Source organism: Koromonas soli (assembly GCF_059726265.1).
In genome coordinates this window covers 3,275,127-3,297,433 of record NZ_AP040872.1, presented here as the reverse complement: position 1 = coordinate 3,297,433, position 22,307 = coordinate 3,275,127, and the positions used below count along the sequence as shown (strand labels likewise).

17 protein-coding genes are annotated in these 22,307 nt (G+C 56.6%); 12 read left to right on the top strand and 5 right to left on the bottom strand.

Features of this window, described 5'->3' with window-relative positions; translation table 11 throughout:
• Positions 1-204: 204 nt before the first annotated feature.
• From AC6IY8_RS14280 to AC6IY8_RS14260, 5 genes are all read left to right on the top strand, one after another.
• The gene (locus tag AC6IY8_RS14280; RefSeq protein WP_497775196.1) at positions 205-5,868 is read left to right on the top strand and encodes an Ig-like domain-containing protein; all 5,664 of its coding nucleotides are present in this window, start codon (positions 205-207) and stop codon (positions 5,866-5,868) included.
• Between the two features lie 307 nt (positions 5,869-6,175).
• Positions 6,176-9,667: a glycosyl hydrolase family 28 protein gene (locus AC6IY8_RS14275; protein WP_497775195.1), complete on the top strand. Its 3,492-nt coding sequence runs from the start codon at positions 6,176-6,178 to the stop codon at positions 9,665-9,667.
• 70 nt (positions 9,668-9,737) lie between these two features.
• Positions 9,738-10,673, top strand: a complete 936-nt coding sequence (locus AC6IY8_RS14270; protein ID WP_497775194.1) for a hypothetical protein — start codon at positions 9,738-9,740, stop codon at positions 10,671-10,673.
• Between the two features lie 121 nt (positions 10,674-10,794).
• Positions 10,795-11,418, top strand: coding sequence for an LOG family protein (locus AC6IY8_RS14265; protein WP_497775193.1), 624 nt, complete (start codon positions 10,795-10,797; stop codon positions 11,416-11,418).
• 16 nt (positions 11,419-11,434) lie between these two features.
• Complete coding sequence (locus tag AC6IY8_RS14260) at positions 11,435-11,929, top strand: GNAT family N-acetyltransferase (RefSeq protein ID WP_497775192.1); 495 nt, start codon at positions 11,435-11,437, stop codon at positions 11,927-11,929.
• 113 nt (positions 11,930-12,042) lie between these two features.
• Here AC6IY8_RS14260 and AC6IY8_RS14255 read toward each other — a convergent pair whose 3' ends face one another.
• The gene (locus AC6IY8_RS14255; protein WP_497775191.1) at positions 12,043-12,396 is read right to left on the bottom strand and encodes a hypothetical protein; all 354 of its coding nucleotides are present in this window, start codon (positions 12,394-12,396) and stop codon (positions 12,043-12,045) included.
• Between the two features lie 326 nt (positions 12,397-12,722).
• Between AC6IY8_RS14255 and AC6IY8_RS14250 the strand changes: the two genes are divergently transcribed.
• Positions 12,723-13,205, top strand: a complete 483-nt coding sequence (locus tag AC6IY8_RS14250; RefSeq protein ID WP_497775190.1) for an aminoacyl-tRNA deacylase — start codon at positions 12,723-12,725, stop codon at positions 13,203-13,205.
• 43 nt (positions 13,206-13,248) lie between these two features.
• On the opposite strand, the gene AC6IY8_RS14245 is transcribed toward AC6IY8_RS14250, so the two are convergent.
• The gene (locus AC6IY8_RS14245) at positions 13,249-13,581 is read right to left on the bottom strand and encodes a hypothetical protein (RefSeq protein ID WP_497775189.1); all 333 of its coding nucleotides are present in this window, start codon (positions 13,579-13,581) and stop codon (positions 13,249-13,251) included.
• 160 nt (positions 13,582-13,741) lie between these two features.
• Here AC6IY8_RS14245 and AC6IY8_RS14240 point away from each other — a divergent pair, with 160 nt between their 5' ends.
• From AC6IY8_RS14240 to AC6IY8_RS14230, 3 genes are read left to right on the top strand one after another with little or no spacing between them, the layout of a single operon-like run.
• Positions 13,742-14,629, top strand: a complete 888-nt coding sequence (locus tag AC6IY8_RS14240) for a YihY/virulence factor BrkB family protein (protein WP_497775188.1) — start codon at positions 13,742-13,744, stop codon at positions 14,627-14,629.
• Positions 14,630-14,631: 2 nt separating this feature from the next.
• Positions 14,632-16,152, top strand: coding sequence for a pyruvate kinase (gene pyk, locus AC6IY8_RS14235; RefSeq protein WP_497775187.1), 1,521 nt, complete (start codon positions 14,632-14,634; stop codon positions 16,150-16,152).
• Positions 16,149-16,487, top strand: coding sequence for a hypothetical protein (locus AC6IY8_RS14230; protein ID WP_497775186.1), 339 nt, complete (start codon positions 16,149-16,151; stop codon positions 16,485-16,487). The genes pyk and AC6IY8_RS14230 overlap by 4 nt, the downstream gene beginning before the upstream one ends.
• Positions 16,488-16,558: 71 nt before the next feature.
• Here the strand turns inward: AC6IY8_RS14230 and AC6IY8_RS14225 are convergent, their stop codons facing one another.
• Together AC6IY8_RS14225 and AC6IY8_RS14220 are read right to left on the bottom strand one after the other, a co-directional pair.
• A complete protein-coding gene (locus AC6IY8_RS14225; protein WP_497775185.1) occupies positions 16,559-17,434 on the bottom strand; it encodes a rhomboid family intramembrane serine protease in 876 nt (291 codons plus the stop codon).
• A 14-nt stretch (positions 17,435-17,448) separates the two neighbouring features.
• Positions 17,449-18,846, bottom strand: coding sequence for a M28 family metallopeptidase (locus tag AC6IY8_RS14220; protein ID WP_497775184.1), 1,398 nt, complete (start codon positions 18,844-18,846; stop codon positions 17,449-17,451).
• A gap of 72 nt (positions 18,847-18,918) precedes the next feature.
• Here AC6IY8_RS14220 and AC6IY8_RS14215 point away from each other — a divergent pair, with 72 nt between their 5' ends.
• Genes AC6IY8_RS14215 through AC6IY8_RS14205 form a run of 3 tightly spaced genes read left to right on the top strand, consistent with a single transcriptional unit; the run spans position 18,919 to position 19,927 of the window.
• On the top strand, positions 18,919-19,170 hold the full coding sequence (locus tag AC6IY8_RS14215) for a hypothetical protein (RefSeq protein WP_497775183.1): 252 nt from the start codon (positions 18,919-18,921) through the stop codon (positions 19,168-19,170).
• Positions 19,157-19,534 (top strand): hypothetical protein, encoded by a 378-nt coding sequence (locus AC6IY8_RS14210; protein ID WP_497775182.1) that lies wholly within the window; start codon positions 19,157-19,159, stop codon positions 19,532-19,534. Before AC6IY8_RS14215 ends, AC6IY8_RS14210 begins: the two co-directional genes overlap by 14 nt.
• A gap of 33 nt (positions 19,535-19,567) precedes the next feature.
• A complete protein-coding gene (locus AC6IY8_RS14205) occupies positions 19,568-19,927 on the top strand; it encodes a carboxypeptidase-like regulatory domain-containing protein (RefSeq protein ID WP_497775181.1) in 360 nt (119 codons plus the stop codon).
• A gap of 5 nt (positions 19,928-19,932) precedes the next feature.
• On the opposite strand, the gene AC6IY8_RS14200 is transcribed toward AC6IY8_RS14205, so the two are convergent.
• Positions 19,933-22,092 carry a carbohydrate binding family 9 domain-containing protein gene (locus AC6IY8_RS14200; RefSeq protein ID WP_497775180.1) on the bottom strand — a complete coding sequence of 720 codons (2,160 nt, stop codon included), beginning with the start codon at positions 22,090-22,092 and terminating at the stop codon, positions 19,933-19,935.
• Positions 22,093-22,307 lie beyond the last annotated feature (215 nt).

Genomic DNA, 22,307 nt, shown 5'->3' with positions numbered 1-22,307 from the left:
CACTCTCGCCATCGCCTGCATTGAGCGGGTGATGGTGGGGTGAGTCTGACTTATTCGTTGTGAGTTGCAGGCCGCGCTCAAGCATGAGAGCCCTCGCCTTTTGCGCCGTCGCAATAGGTAACACAAAGAGCAAGGTTTCACTGAAGATTGTGGGCCCGCGTAGATGAGCAGTTGGAGATACAGACGATGCGCCAAGGGGGACGCATGAGGTTCGACATTCGCAAGGCTTTAGCCGTAATCATAGTCGCCTGTTTGGGAATACTGGTTGGATGCGGAGGCAATGGCAAGGGTAGCGCTACACCTCCAACTCCTGCACAACTCTCGCTCTTACCCTCGGCCTTGAGTTATTCGGCCATCGTTGGCGACGCTCCTTACATGGTAAACGTCATTGCCACCAAGGGCGCACCAGTTACGTCCGATACATTCACCGTGACATCCAGCAACCCGGCAGTGGCAAGCGTGTCGCTGAATGGGACCACAGCGATCATCTCACCAATCGGGGCAGGTACCGCGAACATCGCGTTCACCGCCGGCTCTGGAATCACCCGCACGATCATAGCGACGATCGCGGCCGATCAGACACAGATTACGCTGTCTCCAGCGACTACTTCGTATTCGGCTATTGCGGGCAGTGCTCCCTATACGGTTACAGTCACATCCACGAAGAAGGACGGCGTAACCGCGGGTCCCTTCACCGTGTCATCCAGCAATACTGCTGTGGCCACCGCTTCTGCCAACGGTAATGTGGTGACCATTACTCCGGTGGCGGCCGGTACTGCGAACATCGTGTTCACGAGCGGCTCGAATGCCGCTGTGACCCGCACGATTTTGGCGACCATCGCGCCCGATCAGACCGCGATCTCCCTCTCCCCCTCAGCCCTGACCTATAGTGCCGTTGCCGGTAGCACACCCTACCACGTGAGCGTAGCGGCAGTGAAAAACGACGGGGTGACCCCGGATACCTTCACAGCCCTGTCCAGCAATCCAGGTGTGGCAAGCGTCTCTGTGAGTGGCCAAATTGTCACAATCACGCCGGTGGCAGCAGGTGTTGCAAATATTGTGATTGCCAGTGGATCCAATCCGAAGATCGCTCGCACCATTGTTGCAACCGTTTCTGCGGCAACGGCGAGCCCCAAACTGACGCTCTCACCCTCAACTCTTGCTTATTCTGCGAGCGTTGGCAGCACTCCGTACAATGTAACTGTAACTGCCATCAAGAATGACGGCGTAACGCCCGACACCTTCACCGCAGTATCGAGCAATGCTGCAGTAGCGAGCGTCGCAGTAAGCGGCAGCGTTGCAACCATAACGCCGGTTGCAGTCGGCACCGCAAGCATTGTGTTTACTACAGGTGATGGCCTCACAACGACACTCGTTGCAACCATAACGGCCAGCACTCAGGCGCGAATTACCCTTTCTCCTGCTGCTCAGACATATACCGCTGCTGCGGGTAGCACGCCATACATTGTGAACGTCGCGGCCCTCAAGGCTGACGGAGTAACGTCCGACACATATTCCGTCACGTCAAGCAATACGGCCGTCGCGACGGCTGTCGCCAGTGGGAGCGTAGTCACAATCACGCCAATTGCTGCGGGCACGGCCAACATCGTCTTCACAAGTGGATCTGATCCTAATGTGACGACCACGATTGCGGCTACGATCACTGCCGCGCGCATTTCCGGATGTGACGGCACGGAGTGGTTCTGCGATGATTTCGCCTCTGGCAACAGCAACAACTGGGATCTGACGCCATTTGGCAGCAACGCTTCATTCAGCGTGCTACCCGATCCTGCCGTTCCAGCCAATATGGTGCTGCAATACACCGCTGGCTCCTCTTCGTTAGATATCGTTGCGCCGGGGCAGGTAATTGCGCTCATCAAGGACTCGGTATGGGCAAACATGCCGAACAAGTCGGACTATTACTTTGAGGCGCGCATCAAGCCTCAGAACAACAGTAAGCAGGGCAACAAAGAGCTGTACATGATTGGCCGCTACCAGGATCCCAACAATTGGTATTTCGGCGGAATGAACCTGCAGAGCACTACCAGGGTAGATGTCGGCTACATGAAGGCTGGCACGATCTCCCAAGTGTCGAAGACCACGATTCCTCTTGTTCAGGGCACACAAGGGGGTTCCGATGGCCAATGGTATAACGTGCACTATGAAATCATCGGGGGTGTTCAGACGCTGTACGTCGATGGCGTACAGATGGGCGCTTCCGTCGCGGATACAACTTTCACTGCCGGTAAGGTGGGACTGTTCACTTATAACAAGTCGTTCCTGATCGACGACATCAAAGTTGGCGCGGTGCAGCTTGCACTTACTCCCAATGCAACAACTTATTCAGCCGAGGCGGGTAGCGTTCCTTATTTAGTGAATGTAACGGCGGTCAAGCAGGATGGTATTACGCCCGATACTTTCACCGTGTCATCCAGCAACACGGCGGTAGCCACAGCCACAGCAAGCGGCAATGTCGTAACGATTACACCTGTTGGAGCGGGAACAGCGAATATCATCTTCACCAGTGGCTCCAATCCGAAGATTACACGCACAATTGCTGCCACCATTTCAGCGTCAACAGTTACGACCAATTCAAGCCTCACGCTCTCGCCATCCGCGCTTTCTTACTCAGCAATGGTCGGCAGTGCTGCCTATAACGTCACCGTAACTGCGATCAAGAATGACGGTGTCACTCCTGATACGTTCACTGTATCTTCGAGCAACACGGGCGTTGCTACCGTTGTGGCCAATAGCAACGTGTTGTCCATAACCCCGGTAGCGGCAGGCACAGCCAACATCGTGATTACGACCGGTTCCGGGCTCACGAGCACGATTGTTGCTACGATCACGGCGAACCTGACCTCACTCACGATTTCGCCGTCAACCGCGACCTACACGACGACTGTCGGAGGCGCTCCGATCAACGTCTCGGTAACGGCGGTGAAGAGCGACGGTACGGCGGATACGTTCTCGGTAACCAGCGGCGATACTACCGGCTCCATTGCAACTGCGGTTGTTACTGGAAACACGCTCACCATCACGCCGACTGGTATGGGCACAGCAACGTTCACCATTAGCAGCGGCTCGGGCCTTACTGCCACGATTACAGTGACCGTTGGGGCGGATGCCTCCGCAATCACGCTGACGCCTCCGACTACCAAATACACCTCGAATGTAGGCGGATCTTCGCATGTCGTGATCATCTCAGCCGTGAAATCCGATGGCATAACGCCAGATAGTTTCACCGTCTCGGCTGACGACAACGGAGCGGTTGCGAGTACTACGGTCACTGACGATCAGCTCACGATTGCTCCGGTCGCGGTGGGCACCTCTAACATCACGATCACCAGCGGCTCCGGCAAGAAAACAACGGTTGCGCTGACCGTCAAGTCGCAGACCTCGGGATGCGATGGGACGGAATGGTTCTGCGACGACTTCCAGGCGGAGACCGTTGGCAACAACACGGTTTCCAACTGGGATCTGACTCCGCTCAGCGGTGGCACATTCTCCGTGATCGCGGATGCGAACGTGGCCGGCAACAATGTATTGCAGTACGCGGCAGGATCTGCGGGCGGCGTAGTTGCACTCATCAAGGACAGCTCGTGGCAAGCGGCAACGGGTAGCCGCAGCAATCCCAACGACTACTTTGTAGAGGCACGCATTAAGCCGGTGAATAATACCTCCGGCACGGGCAGCAAGCAGTTGTACTTCATCGCCCGTTTCCAAACTCCGACCACGCCAGGAAGTCCCGCCACTTCTCCGGGCTGGAACTATGGCGGCATGAATCTGCAAACGCCTCCTACGCAGGGGGCACTCGAGGCGGGTGTGGCAAAGCTCAGTGGTACCACTCTCACTCTCGGCCGGTCCTTTCAGAGCGGCAAGCAAGTGTTCGACCTTATGGGGCTGAACGGCAGCACTGGAACCTGGTACACAGTACGTTACGAACTTATCGGTGGCGTAGGTACGGTGTATCTGAACGGTGTGAAGATCAACAGCACCGGCAACGATACGACCTGGACCAGTGGAAAGATAGGATTGTTCACGTCGAACCGCTCATTCCTCATCGACGATATTCGAGTCGGCGATCCTAACAAAAAGCCCACGCAACCCGCGCAGCTTACGGTTAAGACGGCAATGGGCGCAGGCGCGACGGCCTACACGGCGGAGGTGGGCGACGCTCCTACCACACTCACCGTAACGGCTCTTAAGGGCGACGGCACTCCGGACACGTACTATGTCGCGTCCAGCAATCCCTCCATAGTAACGGCAAGCATGGAGAGCGGAGACAGCACAAAGGTTGACCTCACTCCCGTCGGCGCGGGCACGGCGAAGATCGTGTTCTTCAGCGCCTCCGATCCGAACGTTTCGGTGACGGTGAGCGCTACCGTGGGACCGCAGTTTGTTCAGCCTGCGGCGACCTACTCTCTCGGCGCCGGGCAGTTGTTGCCAGCTCCGGGACAGACTGATGCTTACATAGACGACCACTTGACGTTGACATTCGATTCGTTGCCGACACTGAATGGCAACGGGTCGGTTCGCATCTTCAAGAGCGACGACGATAGCCTGGTGGATGTCATCCCGTTCTCGGGTGCGACGGACCTTATTGGTCTGAATTACTCGAGCAACGTTCGCGCCGTGAACACCACGCCGATCTGGATTTCCGGCAACAGCGTCGTCATCGCGCCGCACCAGTCCAAGCTGGCGTACAACACCAGCTATTACGTGGCGATTTCGGATGGCTCGATTACGGGCACCTTGTCGGGCCAGAACTTTACTGGAATCGGTAAAGTCGGCGGATGGAGTTTTACGACGAGAAATGCTCCGGCATCGGGACTCATCACTCTATCGGTCAATGCCACCGGCACTGATGCGAACTTCCGCACCGTGCAGGGCGCATTGAATTACTTGATGCAGAATGCTCCGACTGTGCCGACCACGATTAATGTTGCAAGTGGCACCTACCAGGAGCTCTTGTTCCTGCGCAATGTCAACGGCGTCACGATCAACGGTGCAGGGCAGTCGGGTACCTTCATTCAGTACGAGAATTATGAGCAGTTCAATTCTGGCTCGGGTAGCAGCAGTTCCGCTGCATCGCCTTCGTTGACAGGTGGACGCGCGGTCTTCCTCGTCGAAGGCAGTGATCTGCTCACCCTTCAGAACCTGACGTTGAAGAACACACACCTTCGCAACAAAAACGTTTCCAATCAGGCTGAGACAATCTACTTCAATAACGACACGGGACGTCTAGTCGCCAAGAACGCCGAGTTCGATAGCGAACAGGACACCCTGCAAGTGAAGGGGTACAGTTGGTTCTACCAGACGCTAGTTACCGGAAACGTAGACTTCATCTGGGGCAACAATCGTGTGTCGTTGTTCGAAAACAGCGAGATTCGCGAGGTCGGCGATACGCAATCCAGCACACCCTCAGGCGGATACCTCGTGCAGGCACGCACCGTGTCTGGAGAGAAGGGGTTCGTCTTCCTGAACAGCGCGTTGACTCAGGGAACGGGACCTGGTGGGCAGACCGTTGCCACTGGCGCCGGCGCGGCAACGTACCTAGCCCGCGCGCAGTCCGGTTCATGGGTGGACAACGTCTTGTACATCAATTGCAAGATGGACACTCATATCGCTCCCGTGGGATGGGCGGCCAACATCTCTGGCAATCCGTTGCCCAACCCGTCCACTGCTACAGCGGCAAGTGGCTGGCGCGAACAAGGCAGCATGGATCTGTCAGGCAATCTGCTGGATGTTTCAGCACGATCTGCCAACAGCTATCAGATGACGCCGAGTGACATAACCAATTACGGCTATGACACCAGGGCGAACATCTTTTCCACGTTCCCCGGTGGCTGGAATCCTCAGCCGTAGTACCGATAGCTAACGTATGTCCCGAGGCACGACTGCGAAGTGTCTCGGGACAATTCTTGCTCTGCTGTAGGAAGCGTTCTGGCATTTATTGAGGGTGAGTTATATGAAGTCTTGTCGGCGTGTTTCTGGAGTACTTCTCTTCGTCCTGCTTGCGTTAACTTTTCTGCAAGCCCAAGACCCACGCTCGGTGAACGAGCCAGTTCTTCCGCCTGTTTGCACAAAACTGACAGCCCTGTTGAGTGCCGGTGCTGCGCTTGGAACGATTTCCAGCGAAACGCAGCTTGATACCGCAAGGATTCAGAACGCGATGAACGCTTGCCCGGCGGGACAAGCTGTGGAGTTGGCGACCGATGGCGCAAGCAATAACGCATATCTCATTGGTCAGATCAACATGGTCAAGGGCGTCACGCTGATCGTGGATGCTGGCGTGACCGTGTTTGCTTCGCGCAACCCGCAGGATTTCGATACTGGATCGAACTACTGCGGCACGATCCAGACTGGCAGCAATTATTGCAGCCCCGTCATCACCGCAAATCGCGCTGACGGCGCCGGGATCATGGGATACGGCACCATCGATGGTCGCGGGAATATGCCGATGTTGAGTGGCTCCGGCCTTACGTGGTGGGATCTGGCGCGAAATGCAGATAATCTCAATCTGAACCAGAACAATCCCCGTCTGCTAAATGTCACCAACACGGACCGTTTCACGCTATACAAGGTTCGCTTAGTGAATTCCCCGAAGGTCCACGTTGGGCTGAACACCGATACGAATTTCACAGCCTGGGACGTGAAGGTGACTTCGCCATATGACGCGCGAAATTCAGATGGCATCGACCCCGGCTATTCCACGAATGTGACCATCAACAAATCGTTCATCAGCGTGGGGGATGATCAGATCGCGGTTGGAGGGGACAAGGCTCCCGGCGCGCAATACATAACCATAACCAACAACTACTTTGGCAATGGCCATGGCGTCTCGATCGGCAGCTACACCGCAAACGGCGTTAACAGGATGCTGGTGAATAACATTGCGATCTCGGGCAATCCCAATGATGGCAGTGCGGCTGCCGTCCATGTTAAGTCGGACGTATCCCGAGGCGGGTTGGTTCAACACCTCGCATATCGCAATATCTGTACGCAAGATGTTCGTTACCCGATATGGTTTGATCCTTTCTACTCCGGCAAGAGCACGACAGGGAACTACATCCCCTCTTACAAGAATATCCTCGTGCAGAACTTGCACGCCGTCCAGAATACGCGTGCTTCCGGCGGTGGGATTTCAGTGCACCAGGTCCTCATCCAGGGATATAGCCCCGCGGTCCCGACCGATGTAACGCTGAGCAACGTTGTCGTTGACAATATCAGTACCGCTCCCATCGCGAGCAACTCAGACTTCCAGACGAAGTACGGCGACCACACTCCGCAGAACGCGATTGTGACGCTTGGACCTGACCCGGTGAACTTCGCCCAGCAATTAGGCGATCTGAACCTGTCTCAACAGAACGTCACTCTGACAAACACTATCTCTTCTTCGGCGTCTCCATACTCGTGCCCCGATGCCGCAGCTCCGGGCTTTTCAGTTTTCTCGCCAATCGCCGGTGAACTGATCCCAGGTCCGCAACAGGTCTCGAGCGGAAGCAACCTGATGGTCCAGGCACAGGTTTTCACCACCAAAGACATCGCTTATGCCGACTATCTCAAGGCCCTTGCTGCAGATCCCAACGCCGGACTGGCGTTGCCGGCGCCCACTGGCACTGTCACTATCTATGACGGTACCGTGCAGGTTGGGCAGGCAACACTCGCTGCTTCGGGCAGGACGGGAACGGAACTGGTGAGCATCGCGCTGAACCCCCTGTCATCCGGTTTGCATGCACTCACGGCGCAGTATTCCGGCGATGGCAATTATTCGGCGATCACGTTCGGTAACTACAACCTGGTTGTGGGCGGCGGCACGGCGACAAGTACAAGCGTCGCGGTTTCGCCGGTTTCTCCGATAGCAGGCAATCAGGCCACATTCACCGCCACGGTTGCCGGAGGCACGCCCACCGGTACGGTGCTGTTTTCAGCCGGATCGTTAAACATTGGTTCTGCTCCGGTGGTAAATGGCGTCGCGACGTTGACGTCAAACTCGCTAACGGGTGCGACCTACTCTGTAACCGCAGCATACTCGGGCGACGCTGTTTATAGCGCATCCAGTTCGTCTCCGCTGAGTGTTACCGTGGCTCAGGACACGCCGTTGCTTGCTGTCACGGCAACGCCCCAAGCTGCGGGACCGACTCAGGCCGTCACGCTCAGCGCCCAACTAAGCATCAGCGCCGCCAACAGCCTTCTGCCCTCAGGCACAATCAAGTTCTTCGACGGCAGCACGCTCCTTGGGACCGCAAACGTGGTTGACGGAACTGCAAACCTGACGACCACATTTGCGCTCGGCACGCATTCAATCACTGCGACCTACAGCGGAGATGTGGATTTTGCTATTGCCACCTCGCCTGCCTCCACGGTGACGATCAGCGTGATCCCGACTGTGACTACGCTGTCTTGCGCGGCTGCGACCTACGACGGAAACGCGCATGATTGCACCGCCTCGACACTCGGCTCTGACGGAAAGGCCGTGAACGGAACAGTGTCCATCACTTACGGAGGCAGTAACACTGCGCCCAGCGCGGCGGGAACCTATCAGGTCAGCGCCAACTTCACCAGCACTGATTCTGCCTACGGCAACAGCAGTGCCGCCGGTACACTCGCGATCGCAAAGGCTACGCCAGTCGTAGCCGTCTCTTGTCCCTCGGCTACATCTGATGGCAACCCTCATCCCTGCAGTGCAGTCGCGTCCGGAATCGGCAACGTGGTGGTCACCGGCACAATGGCAATCACCTACAACGGAGTTGCCACCGCGCCCTCTGCTGTTGGCTCATACTCCGTTGCGGCGAACTTCACCAGCAGCGACGCGAACTATACCAATGCTTCCGGATCTGGAACGCTGACCATTTCTGCGCCGCCAGCGGCTTCGGCACCGATCATCACTGCCTTAAGTCCCGCATCTGCGCCGGCAAACACGGCTTTCACTCTGACCGTGACAGGCGCAAACTTTACGTCAAATTCGGTTGTGCGTTGGAATGGCACTGCCCGCAATACCACGTTTGTAAGCGCTACACAGTTGACTGCGGCAATCACGTATATCGATCTGCAAAATGTGGGGACCGCGGAGGTTTCGGTCTTCACTCCCGCGCCGGGTGGTGGCAGCGCTTCCATGACTTTTGCGATCGACACCGCTTCGAACACAGCAGGAGCAGTGACTGTCACGTCCGCGAATCCAAGCCTGACCGTTGCTCGAGGACAGTCTGCATCGCTCCAGGTGTCCACGTGGCAACAAGTCGCATCAACGAGCGTTCGCGTTGATCCGTCGCTCTCTGCGGAGTGCGTCAATCTGCCTGCTGGCGTCTCGTGTGGAGCGTTCAATAGCGCGGACAAGACAATTGCGGTTGCGACCTCAGCGACTGCAGTTCCGGGGACCTATCAATTCACCGTGATTTTTACGGCAACTCAGCCATTTTCCGCGAACTCGCAATCTCGCAAGTTGATGGCGAGTTGGAGCGGGTTGTTGGCAATGCCGTTTGCGATGCTTTGGTTCGGAGCTAAGCGAAGGAAATCGGCTCATCGAAAGGTGTTACTCGCTTTCTTTGCGATTGCATTGCTCATCTCGTTGTCAGCTTGTGGTGGCAACTCATCCTCGCCGGCTACGTCGTCGAGCACCGTTACATCGCAATCGTCGCTTGCAGTAACCCTGACCATCAAGTGAGGCATGCAAACGCGCGGGCTTGGCGCATGAGAATCGCCAAGCCCGTTGTGCATGTTGCGTAGAGGTAATCATGAGACAGATTTCAATTGTGTTGTTAGTGGTTGCTCTATCTTGCGCAAGTGCTCTGGCGACCCCATTGGGAACAAGCGCGCGTACCGTGCTTCCGTCTCAGCTTCAGCAGATTGTCTCTGTGGACTACCGTGTCCTTCGTAACTCATCAAGCGGAATCGCTCTAAAGAATCGCATACTGCCGGACAACCTGAGATTCTTCGAAACCTCGCTTCGTGGCTTGGGCGTAAATCCGGACGCGGATGTCGAACAATTGGCCTTCGTTTCCTACCGGAACGCGAAGGGAACGCTACGCAACTTTGGTGTGGCGAGCGGCCAGTTCGAACCGAAGAAGATCGTGGCCCGGCTGAAATTGAAAAAACTGAAGAGCGAAAAATATCGTGATTCGGATTTGTGGTCTATCGGCAGCGGGTTTGTAATGACGTTCCTGGATGACGACACAATGTGCTTTGGCGAGCCTGCTTCCGTGAAGGATGGCCTTGATGTTCGAGATGGAGATCAGCGCGGAATCGCCGCGAACACGGAAATGATGCAAACCATTGCCGAGGCCGGTGCCGCCCCGATCTGGAGCGTTCTTGACCAGCAAGGGACACAGTATATGCTGCATTCGGCCCTGGGTGAGGCTGCGTCTCTCGCTGATTACGACATGATCAAAAAACGCCTTCTGGCGTCTCGATACACGCTGGACCTGCAGCAGGGGATCGACTTTGGTTTGAACGTGCAGACCTCAGACTCATTCACGGCGGGTACTCTGTCGGCGCTGATCAAGGCAGGCATTCTGTACAAGAAAGCCGCCGGAAGCGCGGTTGAAAAGAGCGCGATGGACGGCATCGAAGTCGAATCCGACAGTGGCAGGCTCATAGTGAAATTCAGGGCAGATGACTCCAAGTTTCAGGCGATGTTGAAGACCGAGTTCTTTCAGGCGGTCTCCCGCTAGCCGTCCTTGCGCAGTGACTGAGGCGGCCCTCCGGGGGTCGCCTTTTCTCGTCTGTTGTGAAGGGTTCAAACGATCGTCATAATCAAGAATATATATCTGGTTCTCGGAGAGTTTTCGCAAAATGACGGTAGTCGGCAGTAAGCTTCGGCGACGGTATTGTGTCTTTTCCGGATCGAGCATTGGGGCACGTCCCGAGTACGCGCAAGCAGCTCGCGAACTTGGCGCGCGAATGGCGGGCGAGGGTATCGGCCTCGTGTACGGCGGTGGATCTGTCGGGCTCATGGGGACCATTGCCGATGCCGTGCTCGCCGCAGGAGGCGAGGTCATCGGCGTCATCACGCAAGCACTGGTCGATCGCGAGGTGGCGCATCTCGGCCTGAGCGATCTGCGCATCACCACGACCATGCACGAGCGCAAGGCGATGATGGCGGAGCTTTCCGATGCGTTCATCGCGATGCCAGGCGGCATTGGCACACTGGATGAGACCTTCGAAATCTGGACTTGGGCGCAGCTCGGCATTCACTCCAAGCCCGTTGCGTTCCTAAACTGCGAAGGTTTCTACAACGGGCTCGCATCTTTTCTCGATCATGTTACCGAGCAGGGATTCCTCAAGCAGTCCGGACGCTCGATGGTCATCAGTGAGCGCCATCCGGAGGCGCTGTTGCGGGCAATTCGGGAGTATGAATCCGCGCCTCTGGAAGCGAAATGGATCGCAGCCCGCCCTGACACCGGAGTGAAACCGTAAACCTTTGGAGCCGATTGTGGAGAGTTCAACACAGCCAGCCCGACTTTGCATTCGCGAAGCAACGACCGACGACATACCCGAGATCATGACCTTGGTGAATGCCGCGTTCGAAGTAGAGTCGTTCTTTGTGAACCGGCCACGCACAAGTTGCGAGCAGCTTGTGCAGCAGTTTCGCACCGGTCACTTCCTACTCGCGCATCGCGGCTCAGAGTTACTAGCTTCTGCGTACTATGAAGTGCGTGGTGAGCGAGGTTACATCGGCATGCTCGCCGTAAGCCTGGGACATCAGCATCAAGGCATCGGCAAGGCGCTCATGCACGCGGCGGAGCAGGCACTACGCACAGCCGGATGCAAGATCGCAGAGATTGCCGTCGTCAGCCTGCGCACCGCGCTCCCGCCTCTCTATCGCAGTCTTGGTTATGTAGAAACAGGCATTGAGGAGCCGCACGAGGACCTGCGTCGAAAGCTCACGATGCCAGTTGAGTTGATCAAGATGGAAAAGCAGTTGTAAGCGCAGTATCGCCGATTCTCGCCCACTGCGCATTCGATTCATACCAGGGAGGCGAGCTGTCATTAGCCTCGCCATCTCCTGTGTTCATTGAATGAACGCCAATCAGTTTGCCCTCAAGCAGCCGCACGAGTTTCTACAATCTTGCTATGCGCGCTCTCCAGCCATTCAAGATTCTTCTGCAGGAGATGCTTGAACTGCCGGTCATCTGTTCGCGCAATCTCGAAATAAAGTGAGCGCTCTCGCTCGTCGAGCACCTCGGAGAGCAGTGCGCTATTCTCGTCGCTCGACACATATTTGTCGTGCAGTATCTGGCCCTGAAGGATGATCAGTTTCTCCAGTTTCTTCCTCAACATCAGTTTGTATTCGCGATGATCCGTATGGGCGATCTCCTGAGTGAGTTCCCGGTTCTGCCGTGAAAGAGCGTCATTAAGGACTTGGAGTTCGTTGGGCGTAAGTTGGAGTTGCATACTGCCTCCCATCGCAACCGCGGAGAAAATAACACGACTTTTCGCAATTGGAAAGCTCCGGGGTTATCATTTCTATCGCTCTTAGAATCTGCGACTTGCAGCCTGCGAGGTCAAATTCTCGTGGGCCGCTCTGGCTTTGGGATGGTTTTCGTACTAAGGCTCTGCGAGCCCTTCACACAGCTCGCTATGGACGTAGAATATACGTCGCCTTCCGCGTATGTTGACGAGCCCGGACGGCAGTGCCAGAGAGCAATACCTCTTAAGCTACCCGGTGCGTCTCCGGTACGCACCTCGCGCAATCCCAACCGCGCACGACAGGAGGTTCTATGCCCATCAGGAAGCTTCGCGAGTTTCTCGATGACAATCACATCAAGTACGTCGTTATTACCCACAGCATGGCATATACATCCCAGGGTGTCGCGGCGAGTGCACACATCTCTGGAAACGAACTGGCGAAGACCGTCATGCTGAAGAAAGACGGACACCTCTGCATGGCTGTGCTGCCTGCTTCAAAGCATGTCGATTTAAGAGCCTTTGCCAGACAAACCGAGAGCGCTGAGGTCTCTCTGGCCAGCGAACGCGATTTCAAAGATCGCTTTCCCGACTGTGAGGTCGGAGCGATGCCCCCATTCGGAAACCTCTATGGAGTGCCAGTGTACGCCGATCCATCTCTCACCCGTGATAAGGAGATAGCATTCAACGCTGGTTCGCACCTCGAACTGATCCAGCTTGCTTACAAGGATTTTGAGCGGCTGGTAAATCCCACGGTCATCGAATTCGCCACACGTTCTGTCACCTACGCGGCATAGGTCGCAACCCGGCGGAGGCTCACTCCGCCGGTGCTTTCCGCATTCATCGGCTTGCCTTGGCGCTCGAGGTCCTGCTCTTCTTAGAGGTCGTGGTGCTGGTGCGACGCTTGGAATGCGCTCTGCGCTCGGCCGCATCGGGCGATTTCGTGTGTGCTTCTTCTGCGCGTGTTCCGCCCAGCTTGATCTGTTTTTTGCGCGCGGTTTCGCGATCTACTTCCTTGCCTGCTTTCCGGCTGGCGGGCTTTTTGCGGCAACTTCCTTCCTGGTGTTCGCTCTTGCCAGGCACAGGCTCGTACCCCGGCCAGCAACGGGAAGTCTTTGCGTAGGGCTTCGAGTCAACCTTTTTTCTTGAGGAATGGGTCTTGGCTTGTTTCATATCCCTCAGAGGGTTGCGTCCGTCTCGAGGTTGTGCGGCAGCGGTCGGGCTCAGGAATATAACGGTTCGGAGGGCAGCTTGCCCATTCCGCAGGGTTGGCCTGTCGATTACAATCACTATGGCCAACTTTGGCCTTGGAGAATGCAGGCACAGCACGTCTATGCTGCGATTCCTGAAGCAGGTACAGATTGCACTTGTGAAAACGCTGGAGCACGACCAGTTTGCGGTCGCGAAAGCTACGGCTTTTTCCGCTATTCTGACCCTGTTTCCTGCCGTTCTTCTTATTTCATCCATTCTTACTGCGTCTCACAGCACTCTAAGTCTCATACGTGAAATTTCGTTTGCAATTGGCGGCATCATGCCTTCAGGAACCGCTCCTTCTATTCTGACGTTTTTTGAAGGACGCAAACCGGCGCCTTTTCGCATGATTGTCACGACTTCTGCCATCACGCTCTGGACCGGTTCCGGCGTGATGATTTCGTGGATGGAAGGCTTCCGCCGCGCTTATCAACTTCCGAAGACGTGGAATCTGACCAAGGAGCGAATGGTGTCATTCATGCTCGTTTTCATGGCCGGACTTCCCATGGCGTTTGCCAGCTTTCTGCTGGCCTTCGGACATCAGATTGAACATTGGCTGGCATTTCGTGCCAATCATGATCTTGACATCTACATTCTTGCCGTGTGGACCGTCCTGCGCTGGCTCATTGCGGTGGTTACTACAATCGCCGTGCTGGCCTTGATCTATCATCACGGACTGCCGCGCACGCAGCCCTGGCATCGCGTGCTGCCCGGTTCCGTGCTTGCAACGGGGTTGTGGTTTGCATCCACCACCATCTTCGGGTGGTATCTGCGCCACTATGCGGACTACGGCGTGATCTATGGCTCGGTCGGAACCGCGATTGCATTGCTGATCTGGCTCTACCTCGTGTCTCTGGTTGTCTTGATTGGGTCGGAGTTCAATGCGCTTCGCTATCCGCGCTACCTGTTTGGAGCCTTCTCCAAACTTGAACCGGAAGCCGCCGGTGAAGGGAATTCAAAAGGAATATGAACGTGAAAGCATTGCTGGCCGAGGAGAATCAACTTCAGCCCATGGCGCGACGCCGCGCCAAGATCGTTTGCACACTCGGTCCGGCTTCCAACAGCGAGCAACAAATACGCGAATTGCTCATGCTGGGCATGGATGTCGCGCGACTGAACTTCTCGCACGGAACTCACGAGGAGCATCTGGAGCGCATTCACACGCTGCGCAAGGTTGCTGCCCAGCTCGGACGCAGCGTCTGCGTGCTGCAGGACCTGCAAGGGCCCAAAATTCGCACCAGCACTCTCCGCAATCATCAGCCGGTGAACCTTGTTCGTGGCGCGCGCGTCACCATCACCAACAAAGAAATTGAGGGCACAGCCGAGCTCATAGGCACTACCTTCAAGACGCTTGCTAAGGAAGCCGAGCCCGGCTCGCGCATCCTGCTTTCCGATGGCAAGCTCTCGCTCAAGGTGCTGAAAGTTCGTGGCGACGACGTTCTCTGTGAGGTGGTTGATGGCGGCATGCTGGGCGAACACCAGGGGATCAATCTTCCCGGCGCGGTCTTGAGCGTCCCTTCGCTTACGCCCAAGGACAAACGAGACCTCGCCTTCGGTCTCGAAGCCGACGTCGATGCCGTCGCGATTTCGTTTGTTCGCTCCGCCGTTGACGTAAAGGCTGTCAAGAAGATCATCGCCGCAGCCGGATGTGACACCCCGGTGATTGCGAAGCTTGAAAAGCCGCAAGCCATCGAGAACCTTGAGGAGATCCTGGAAATCGCAGACGGAGTCATGGTGGCTCGCGGCGACCTCGGTGTCGAGGTGCCGCCCGAGCGTGTGCCCATCATCCAGAAGCACGTCATCCGTCGCGCCCAGAGCTGGCGCAAGCCGGTCATTACCGCAACGCAAATGCTGGACTCCATGATTCAGAATCCGCGCCCCACGCGCGCTGAGGCCAGCGACGTGGCCAATGCGATCTACGACGGTTCGGATGCGGTCATGCTTTCAGGCGAGACCGCGACCGGCAAGTATCCGCGCGAGGCTGTTAGCATGATGGCTCGCATCGTAGTCGAGGCCGAAGCCGACATTCGCAATGTCACACCCATTCAGCGCCGTGATGCCCGCGAGTTGACGATTCCCGAGGCAATCTGCGAGAGTGTGGCCCATGTAGGTGAAGACTTGAATCTGCGCGGTATCGCCGTATTTACCGCGACCGGCAACACCGCTGGACTCATTTCGAAGTACCGTCCTCGGGCGGAGGTTTATTCCTTCACTCCGGTGGAGAAGGTTTGCAATCGCCTGAACCTGTACTGGGGAGTGCGGCCCGTACTTATCGACCCGCCGCACACGGTAGAGGAGATGATCCAGGCGACCGAAGCCGAGTTGCGCCGCACCGGAGTTGCGACCACCGACGACATTGTGGCGATTGTTGGCGGAACCCGCATGGTGCTTCAGGGCTCGACCAATTTCATTCGCCTGCATCGCATTCGTCCGGCGATTGGCGGGCCTGCCGCGAAACAGAAGAAAACAAGAGCAAAGGACTCCAAACGATGAGCGATTCGATCCGGTCGATGGCGATCATGAAAGCGCATACCGGCAAAGAGCCGGAGATGATGGCTTTTCTGCGCGAGTTTTACGCGATGATGTACTCAAAACAATATTCGCGCGACATGCTGTTCCATGATCGCAAGCAGCCCGGAACCCTGGTGCATATGCGCATCTGGGTATCGGAAGAAGCCCGCAACACGGCCATGCAGGATCCCGCCGTCCACTATTACTGGCAGAAGCTGCACGAGTTCGGCACGATCAACACCATCTACGAAGAGCTTCAGCCCGTGTTCTCGACGCAAGAGGGAATCGTCGAAGACATGCTTGAGAGCGGCGTCTAGCTTCCAGCAGAAAGGCCCCACGTTTGCCGCCATGGCAAACGCAGGGCCTTCACGTTTCTGTTCCGTCGAAACTAGTTTACCCAGCCTGAATCATCATCCTTCTTATCGATCGAGGAGCTCCGGAAATTGCCGTTCTCGTCGAAATATTCCTCGCGCTTGTTCTTCCGCATATAAACCTCGAACTTCTTGGCCGCCTGCCGCCGCTTCCAACGATAGTAGCGATTGCGAATACCGAAGATTCCTTCCGAGGCGACCGTCTGCAATCCATATCGTGGGATAAATCGCAGATAGAGCCAGCCAAACAGCGCGCCGCCCAGGTGAGCAAACTCTGCAACACCATTTGCGCCGCCAAATGCGCTCACAAACGAGATGAATAACCAGATTGCGACGATGTAGCGCGCCTTGATCGCGATCGGCAGCGGGAACATGTACACCTGGCGGTCGCCGTTGAGAATGCCGAAGGCGATCAGCAGTCCGTAAACCGCGCCCGATGCGCCGATAGCGGGCTGAGTCCAGATCTGGCCCATGATTGAAAACAGCGGAATCGGCACGTGCGGATAGGCGATGATGCCAATCGCTCCCACGGCGAGTGCCGTCAGAGCCGCACCGATCAGGCACCAGAAATAGAACTCGTAGAACTTCCGCGTGCCAAAGTCTATCTCGAACTGCGCGCCGAACATCCAGAGGCCGAGCATGTTGAACAGCAGGTGCGAGATGGCACCTGGGTCATGGATGAACCCATATGTGAGGAGTTGCCACACAAATCCGTGTGCGACGGCCACGGGACGCAGGTACAGGTAGTACTGGACGAACACGTTCAGTGCGGGCACCGTAAGCCGGATCAGCAGCATGGCTAGGTACACGGCCACGTTGATGATGATCAGCGCCTTCACCGCGCGTGTGAACGGGGGAAATCCAAACGTCGTTGCGGGTCCACCGCGTGCCATAGTTCTCCTCTGCGTTATCGCTCCGGCGCCGGGTACACTGCCAGGCTGCGGTGTCCTTGCGCATCGTAGGCGCGAACCGCGAATACGAAATTATCCTTCGATTGCGGCACCGTGATCTGCGATTCCCGACCTGCTGGAATGACATGCTCCCACTGTGGGGCTGTCGTGTCTCGGTACAAAACTTCGTAGCCTGACGCGCGCCCGTCGGGAGAGGCTGTCCAGTGCAGCGTGCTGGAGTTCACCAGCGCCTTGGTTTCGAGCTTAACATCCGCAGGCGCGGCCGGTGCTGAAGCGAGTAGCGCCGCTGCTGCTACGTTGAGCCTCGTCACTCCGGCCAGGTACTCGAAATCCACGAACTTCGGCAAATCACCATATTCGATGCCGTTTTCCTGCCGGGGAAGCTGATGTTGGTGGTCAAAATTCTCCTGGAACTCCGTAATCCGAACCGCGGAGAAGCCAAGCTCGTTAAACGGCGTATGATCGCCTCCGCGCAGGAAACGATCCTGCCGGAAGATCATTTTGGGATGAACACTCTTCGATGGCAGATATGGCACTGCGTCCGAAGCCACGAACCGCGCCAGTTGACGCGACGGCGAATCGTTTTCCGCGCCTAGCAGGCGTACTCGTCGGGCTTCGGCCTCCGTTGCCGCCGCGGGAAGCCCTTCGGAGAAGATTCGTACCAGGCCCTGCTGGTCGCGCGTGTTGTCGCCGCCCACGATGTCGTTGCTCAGCACGGCTTCAATCTTCCAACCCTCATTTTTCGCCATTCTCGCGAAACCGCGGCTGCCAAACAGTCCCTGCTCCTCGCCGGGAAAGATTGCATATACGATCGTCGCCGGAAACTTCTGCTGGCTTAGTACGCGCGCCGCTTCCAGCACCAGGCTGGTGCCGCTGCCGTCGTCATTCGCGCCCGGAGCGGGAGCCTCGGGGTCGTTCATGCGCGCCATCGCAATCGTGTCATAGTGCGCGCAGATTACAACCATGTGCCTGGAGGCCTCTGGGTCGGTCCCCTTCTGTATCGCGTACACGTCGGTCAGCTCCACCGCTTGTGGAATACGCGCAGCCGGACCTTCCGTGAATGAGTAGCCCTTCACCTCCATGCAGCCTTTGCAGTCCTTCGCGATCTGTTCCAACTGTGCTGTCAGCCACTGGCGTGTGGCGATCACCCCCGGATGCTTATCCGCTGGCAATGAGCTTCCAAGGGTATGCCGGGTTCCGAAATTGACCAGAGTCAGGTCGCTCGCTTTCAGTCGCTCGGCCGAGACGGCTGCGACCGCCCGCTGAATCTTTGGATCGGGAGCTGTGGAATCGAGCTTATCCGGTGAAATCGACGCATTTTGTGCCGGGCAGTAGCAGGTAAGAAGGGCGAGCCCGCACACAGAAAAAAAGTTCCTTACATTTATCTTCAGCATCCAAACGCTCCGAGTCAGTCACTTCTTTGTGTGACGCCACTTGACGCTGCACGGAAGAGAATCTAAATATAAATGGCGGGACGCAGCGTGTGTGCAAGCATCTGCGGCTTGAGAAAGATGGTGGAGGAAATCATGGTCCTGTGCCCAGAGTGCGAGAGCGATCTGGATATTGAAGAAGATGAATTAGACGAAGGCGAAATCGTATCGTGCACCGAGTGCGGCAGTGATTTCGAAGTCGTTAGTGTCGGCCCTCTTGAACTGACCAAGGTCAGCGATGAGGAGGACGAAGAGCTGAAAGATTCCGACGAAGATGGCGATTACTAGGCGGCGCCGGCTCAGGCTTCTGGCGACCTCGGCGGTTCTTGTGCTGTGGTTGTCTGCTTGTGTCGCGCCCGCCATGGGTAGTGAAAAGCCTGCGTCGTATGCTCTGATCTTCGGCACCCTGTGGGGGCCGGGAGAGCGTCCGGTGTACGGCGTCCGCATGAAATTGCGTCGGGCCAGCGAAAAGAAGTTTCGCTGGGAGGCGATATCGGATCATCGTGGCGAATTCGCCTTCCGCGTCCCGGCGCAAAAAGCCGATTACGTCCTCATTCCGGATCTGAAACGCTCTAAAGACAAGCTATCGGAAACCCACATACACGTAGAAAGTGACGAGCGCGTCGATATCGGCGTACACCTCAAGGAGTAGAATCCTAAGTAGTCTTGCGACTGGAGGTGTACCGTGCGTCGAGTTCTATGGATTACTGCGGCCATCGTATTGCTGTCCGCATGCTTGAGCGCCCAACTGTTCGGCGGTAAAAAGGGCGACGAAACCACGGCTCCGCGCAATCTCACCGGTCAGATCTTCGACCACGACGACAAGGTTGTTCCCAGCGCCATCGTTTATCTCAAGAACACTCGCACGCTCGCCGTCAGTACCTTTATTACCGAACCGGACGGCAGCTACCGCTTCAACAATCTCTCTCCCAACATCGACTACGAAATCCGCGCCGAGTGGAAAGGCCACAAGAGCCAGGTCAAGACCCTCAGCTCATTCGACACCCGCAAGCAGGCGCACATCAACCTCAAGCTCGAAAAATAGCCTTTTCATCTGCGGAATAGATAACTGATTTTCACAAACAACTGACGTCCATCGTTCGTGAATCGATTGCGCGTGCGCAGCACTCCTGTGCCGTTCGGGTCGCACTCCGTCGAACCCGGCAGATGCATGCACAGCCCGGGATCGATGTTTTCCATGTTCGAGTTGTACCCGATGTACACGGCCGTCCCCGGATGCAGCAGATAGGTGAGCAGCACGTCGAGATTCAAGTTCTTCTGCGTCGCCAGCGAAGTCTGGTTCGTGTTTGCGATGAGCCCGTTGTACTGCCCGATCACGCGCAACGAGAGTTCGCGTGTGAACTGGTAATTCACCCGTGAACGAATGATGTGGCTGTTGAACACCGCATGATGGTTCTTGCCATTCACAATTCGCTCAAGGATGTAGGTATTGTCGATCTGCAACCCGCTGATGGGCTTCACACCCAGAGTTTGCGTGATCGCCGTCTCGTCGCCGGTGTAGGGCATCTGTCCCGGTGGAGTCACGATCACCGGTGTGCCGTCCCGCATGATCCTCGTATTCCATGTCAGCCATCGTTTCGGAGTGCCCTTGAACACTAGTCCTACCGCGTCTTGCACATACTGCCGGTTACCCGGTAATCCCGGGAAATCTGTCGGGCGCAGCACATCGGATTCATACGCAATAATCGGCGCAACGATGATGTTCGGATGAAATTCAACTACGTAGTCGAAGCTCACCACCTGTTGCAGAGTTGTGCCCCGGTGATCCCATAGCTGAGTCGCATTTTCCTCCGGCCCATGTTGCACCAGCCACTTGCTCTTCGGACGCCAGTAGAAATGCCCGTACTGATTGATCGCGCGCTGATCCGTGCGTGGCACAAATCCGGCTTCTGCGCGGAAGTTGTTCGTGATGTCGAGCAGTTGCACATTGAACGTGAAGCGTAGCCCGCTGCCTATGAGCACGCCCTCATGGTGCTGGCCAAAGAGGTATCCTGCATCGCGGTCGAGCGTCGAACTCATATAGCCGCGATAGCTCGCGGTCCAGTTCTTGTTCAGCACGAAATTGCCGTCCAGCCCGCCGACCCGGTTGAATGTGCCGTTGAACTCGCGGTCGGTGTACATCGCTCCAACGCTCGACTGCTTGCCGAGGTCATGACTCACGCGCCCGATGCCAAAGGTGGCGCAGCGGTGATAATCCGGGTTTGCCGGTGCAACGATCTTTCCCGGCGCGCAATCATCTGCGTAGAGAAACCCCGTATTCCATGGTCCTTGCTTGCCGCTTAACCGCAACCCGTATTTCGGGTCGGCAATGCGCCGGGTGAATACAAGACGCGTCTGCTGGTTTACCGAGATCAGCGGTGCCTCAAAGAAATTTGCATTCTCCAGGAAAAATGGACGTTTCTCAGGGAAGTACACCTCGAACCGCTGATTGAGCACATTCTGCGGCGTGTCCGATTCCACCTGTGCGAAGTCCGGATTAATCGTGCCGTCCAGCACCAGGCTGTCGTGGAAGACATACTTACCATCCAGTCCCGCGCGTCCACGAAAAGTCGCGCGGTTGTAGTACGGGTTCAGCGGATCGTTCGTGTTCAGCGCGCGGAAGCTGCGGCTTTCAACATAAGGAATGAACTGCAAATTGCGCCCCGGTGAGATTCCCTCGAATCCCGACACCGTCGCCTCCTGGTTCAGAATTCCCGAAATCTTTGCGCTCACCGCTGGCCAGTAGTCCTGCTCGGCATTACGAGCGACATATCGCATCAGTGTGATGCCCCAGCCGTTCACGTCCTGCTTGTGAAATCGCAGACTGCGGAAGGGAATCGAAACCAGCACGACGTAGCCGTGTTCGGTGATGCGGGCGCGCGAGTTCCAGAGCGTATCCCACGAGTAATCGGTGCCTTGCCCTTCCGTGCGCAACCCATCGGCCTGCACCCCGCGCGGATTCACGTCGAACACAAACGCGTGCCGCTGATCGTGAAATGTGTCGAGATCGATCTCCACGTAGTCATCAGAATCGAACGGAGTCGCAGGCTCGCGATTGATCATGCTGGCGCGTACGTCGCGATGGCTGTCATGGCACACAAATACGACATATAGGTTTGTATCGTCATGGCCAAGATATGCGTCTGTCGCTTCGGTCGGAGGCACGCCGTCGGCAGGAAAGTTCTGCGTGAACGCGTCCGTCTTGAGCATTCCCACAGCTGCGGCCGCGGAATCTTCGAACGAAAAATCCTCCAGCCGAGGCGGTCTGCTGACGCGCGGAATCCTGGCGCTGCCGCTAGCATGCGCCGCGTCGGGGATGAACAGCAGAAAAACGAGTGCAGATCCGAGCAGACGGAACGCGCACTTCAGAAACTTGGCCCAAAGCATGAGCCGTGGTACGTAGCCCGGCAGAGATTAGTTCCGAA

Coding starts and splice junctions, on each gene's coding strand:
- AC6IY8_RS14280 (WP_497775196.1), top strand. CDS start 205: ATGAGGTTCGACATTCGCAAGGCTTTAGCCGTAATCATAGTCGCCTGT.
- AC6IY8_RS14275 (WP_497775195.1), top strand. CDS start 6,176: ATGAACGCTTGCCCGGCGGGACAAGCTGTGGAGTTGGCGACCGATGGC.
- AC6IY8_RS14270 (WP_497775194.1), top strand. CDS start 9,738: ATGAGACAGATTTCAATTGTGTTGTTAGTGGTTGCTCTATCTTGCGCA.
- AC6IY8_RS14265 (WP_497775193.1), top strand. CDS start 10,795: ATGACGGTAGTCGGCAGTAAGCTTCGGCGACGGTATTGTGTCTTTTCC.
- AC6IY8_RS14255 (WP_497775191.1), bottom strand. CDS start 12,396: ATGCAACTCCAACTTACGCCCAACGAACTCCAAGTCCTTAATGACGCT.
- AC6IY8_RS14250 (WP_497775190.1), top strand. CDS start 12,723: ATGCCCATCAGGAAGCTTCGCGAGTTTCTCGATGACAATCACATCAAG.
- AC6IY8_RS14245 (WP_497775189.1), bottom strand. CDS start 13,581: ATGAAACAAGCCAAGACCCATTCCTCAAGAAAAAAGGTTGACTCGAAG.
- AC6IY8_RS14240 (WP_497775188.1), top strand. CDS start 13,742: ATGCTGCGATTCCTGAAGCAGGTACAGATTGCACTTGTGAAAACGCTG.
- AC6IY8_RS14230 (WP_497775186.1), top strand. CDS start 16,149: ATGAGCGATTCGATCCGGTCGATGGCGATCATGAAAGCGCATACCGGC.
- AC6IY8_RS14225 (WP_497775185.1), bottom strand. CDS start 17,434: ATGGCACGCGGTGGACCCGCAACGACGTTTGGATTTCCCCCGTTCACA.
- AC6IY8_RS14220 (WP_497775184.1), bottom strand. CDS start 18,846: ATGCTGAAGATAAATGTAAGGAACTTTTTTTCTGTGTGCGGGCTCGCC.
- AC6IY8_RS14215 (WP_497775183.1), top strand. CDS start 18,919: ATGGCGGGACGCAGCGTGTGTGCAAGCATCTGCGGCTTGAGAAAGATG.
- AC6IY8_RS14210 (WP_497775182.1), top strand. CDS start 19,157: ATGGCGATTACTAGGCGGCGCCGGCTCAGGCTTCTGGCGACCTCGGCG.
- AC6IY8_RS14200 (WP_497775180.1), bottom strand. CDS start 22,092: ATGCTCAAGACGGACGCGTTCACGCAGAACTTTCCTGCCGACGGCGTG.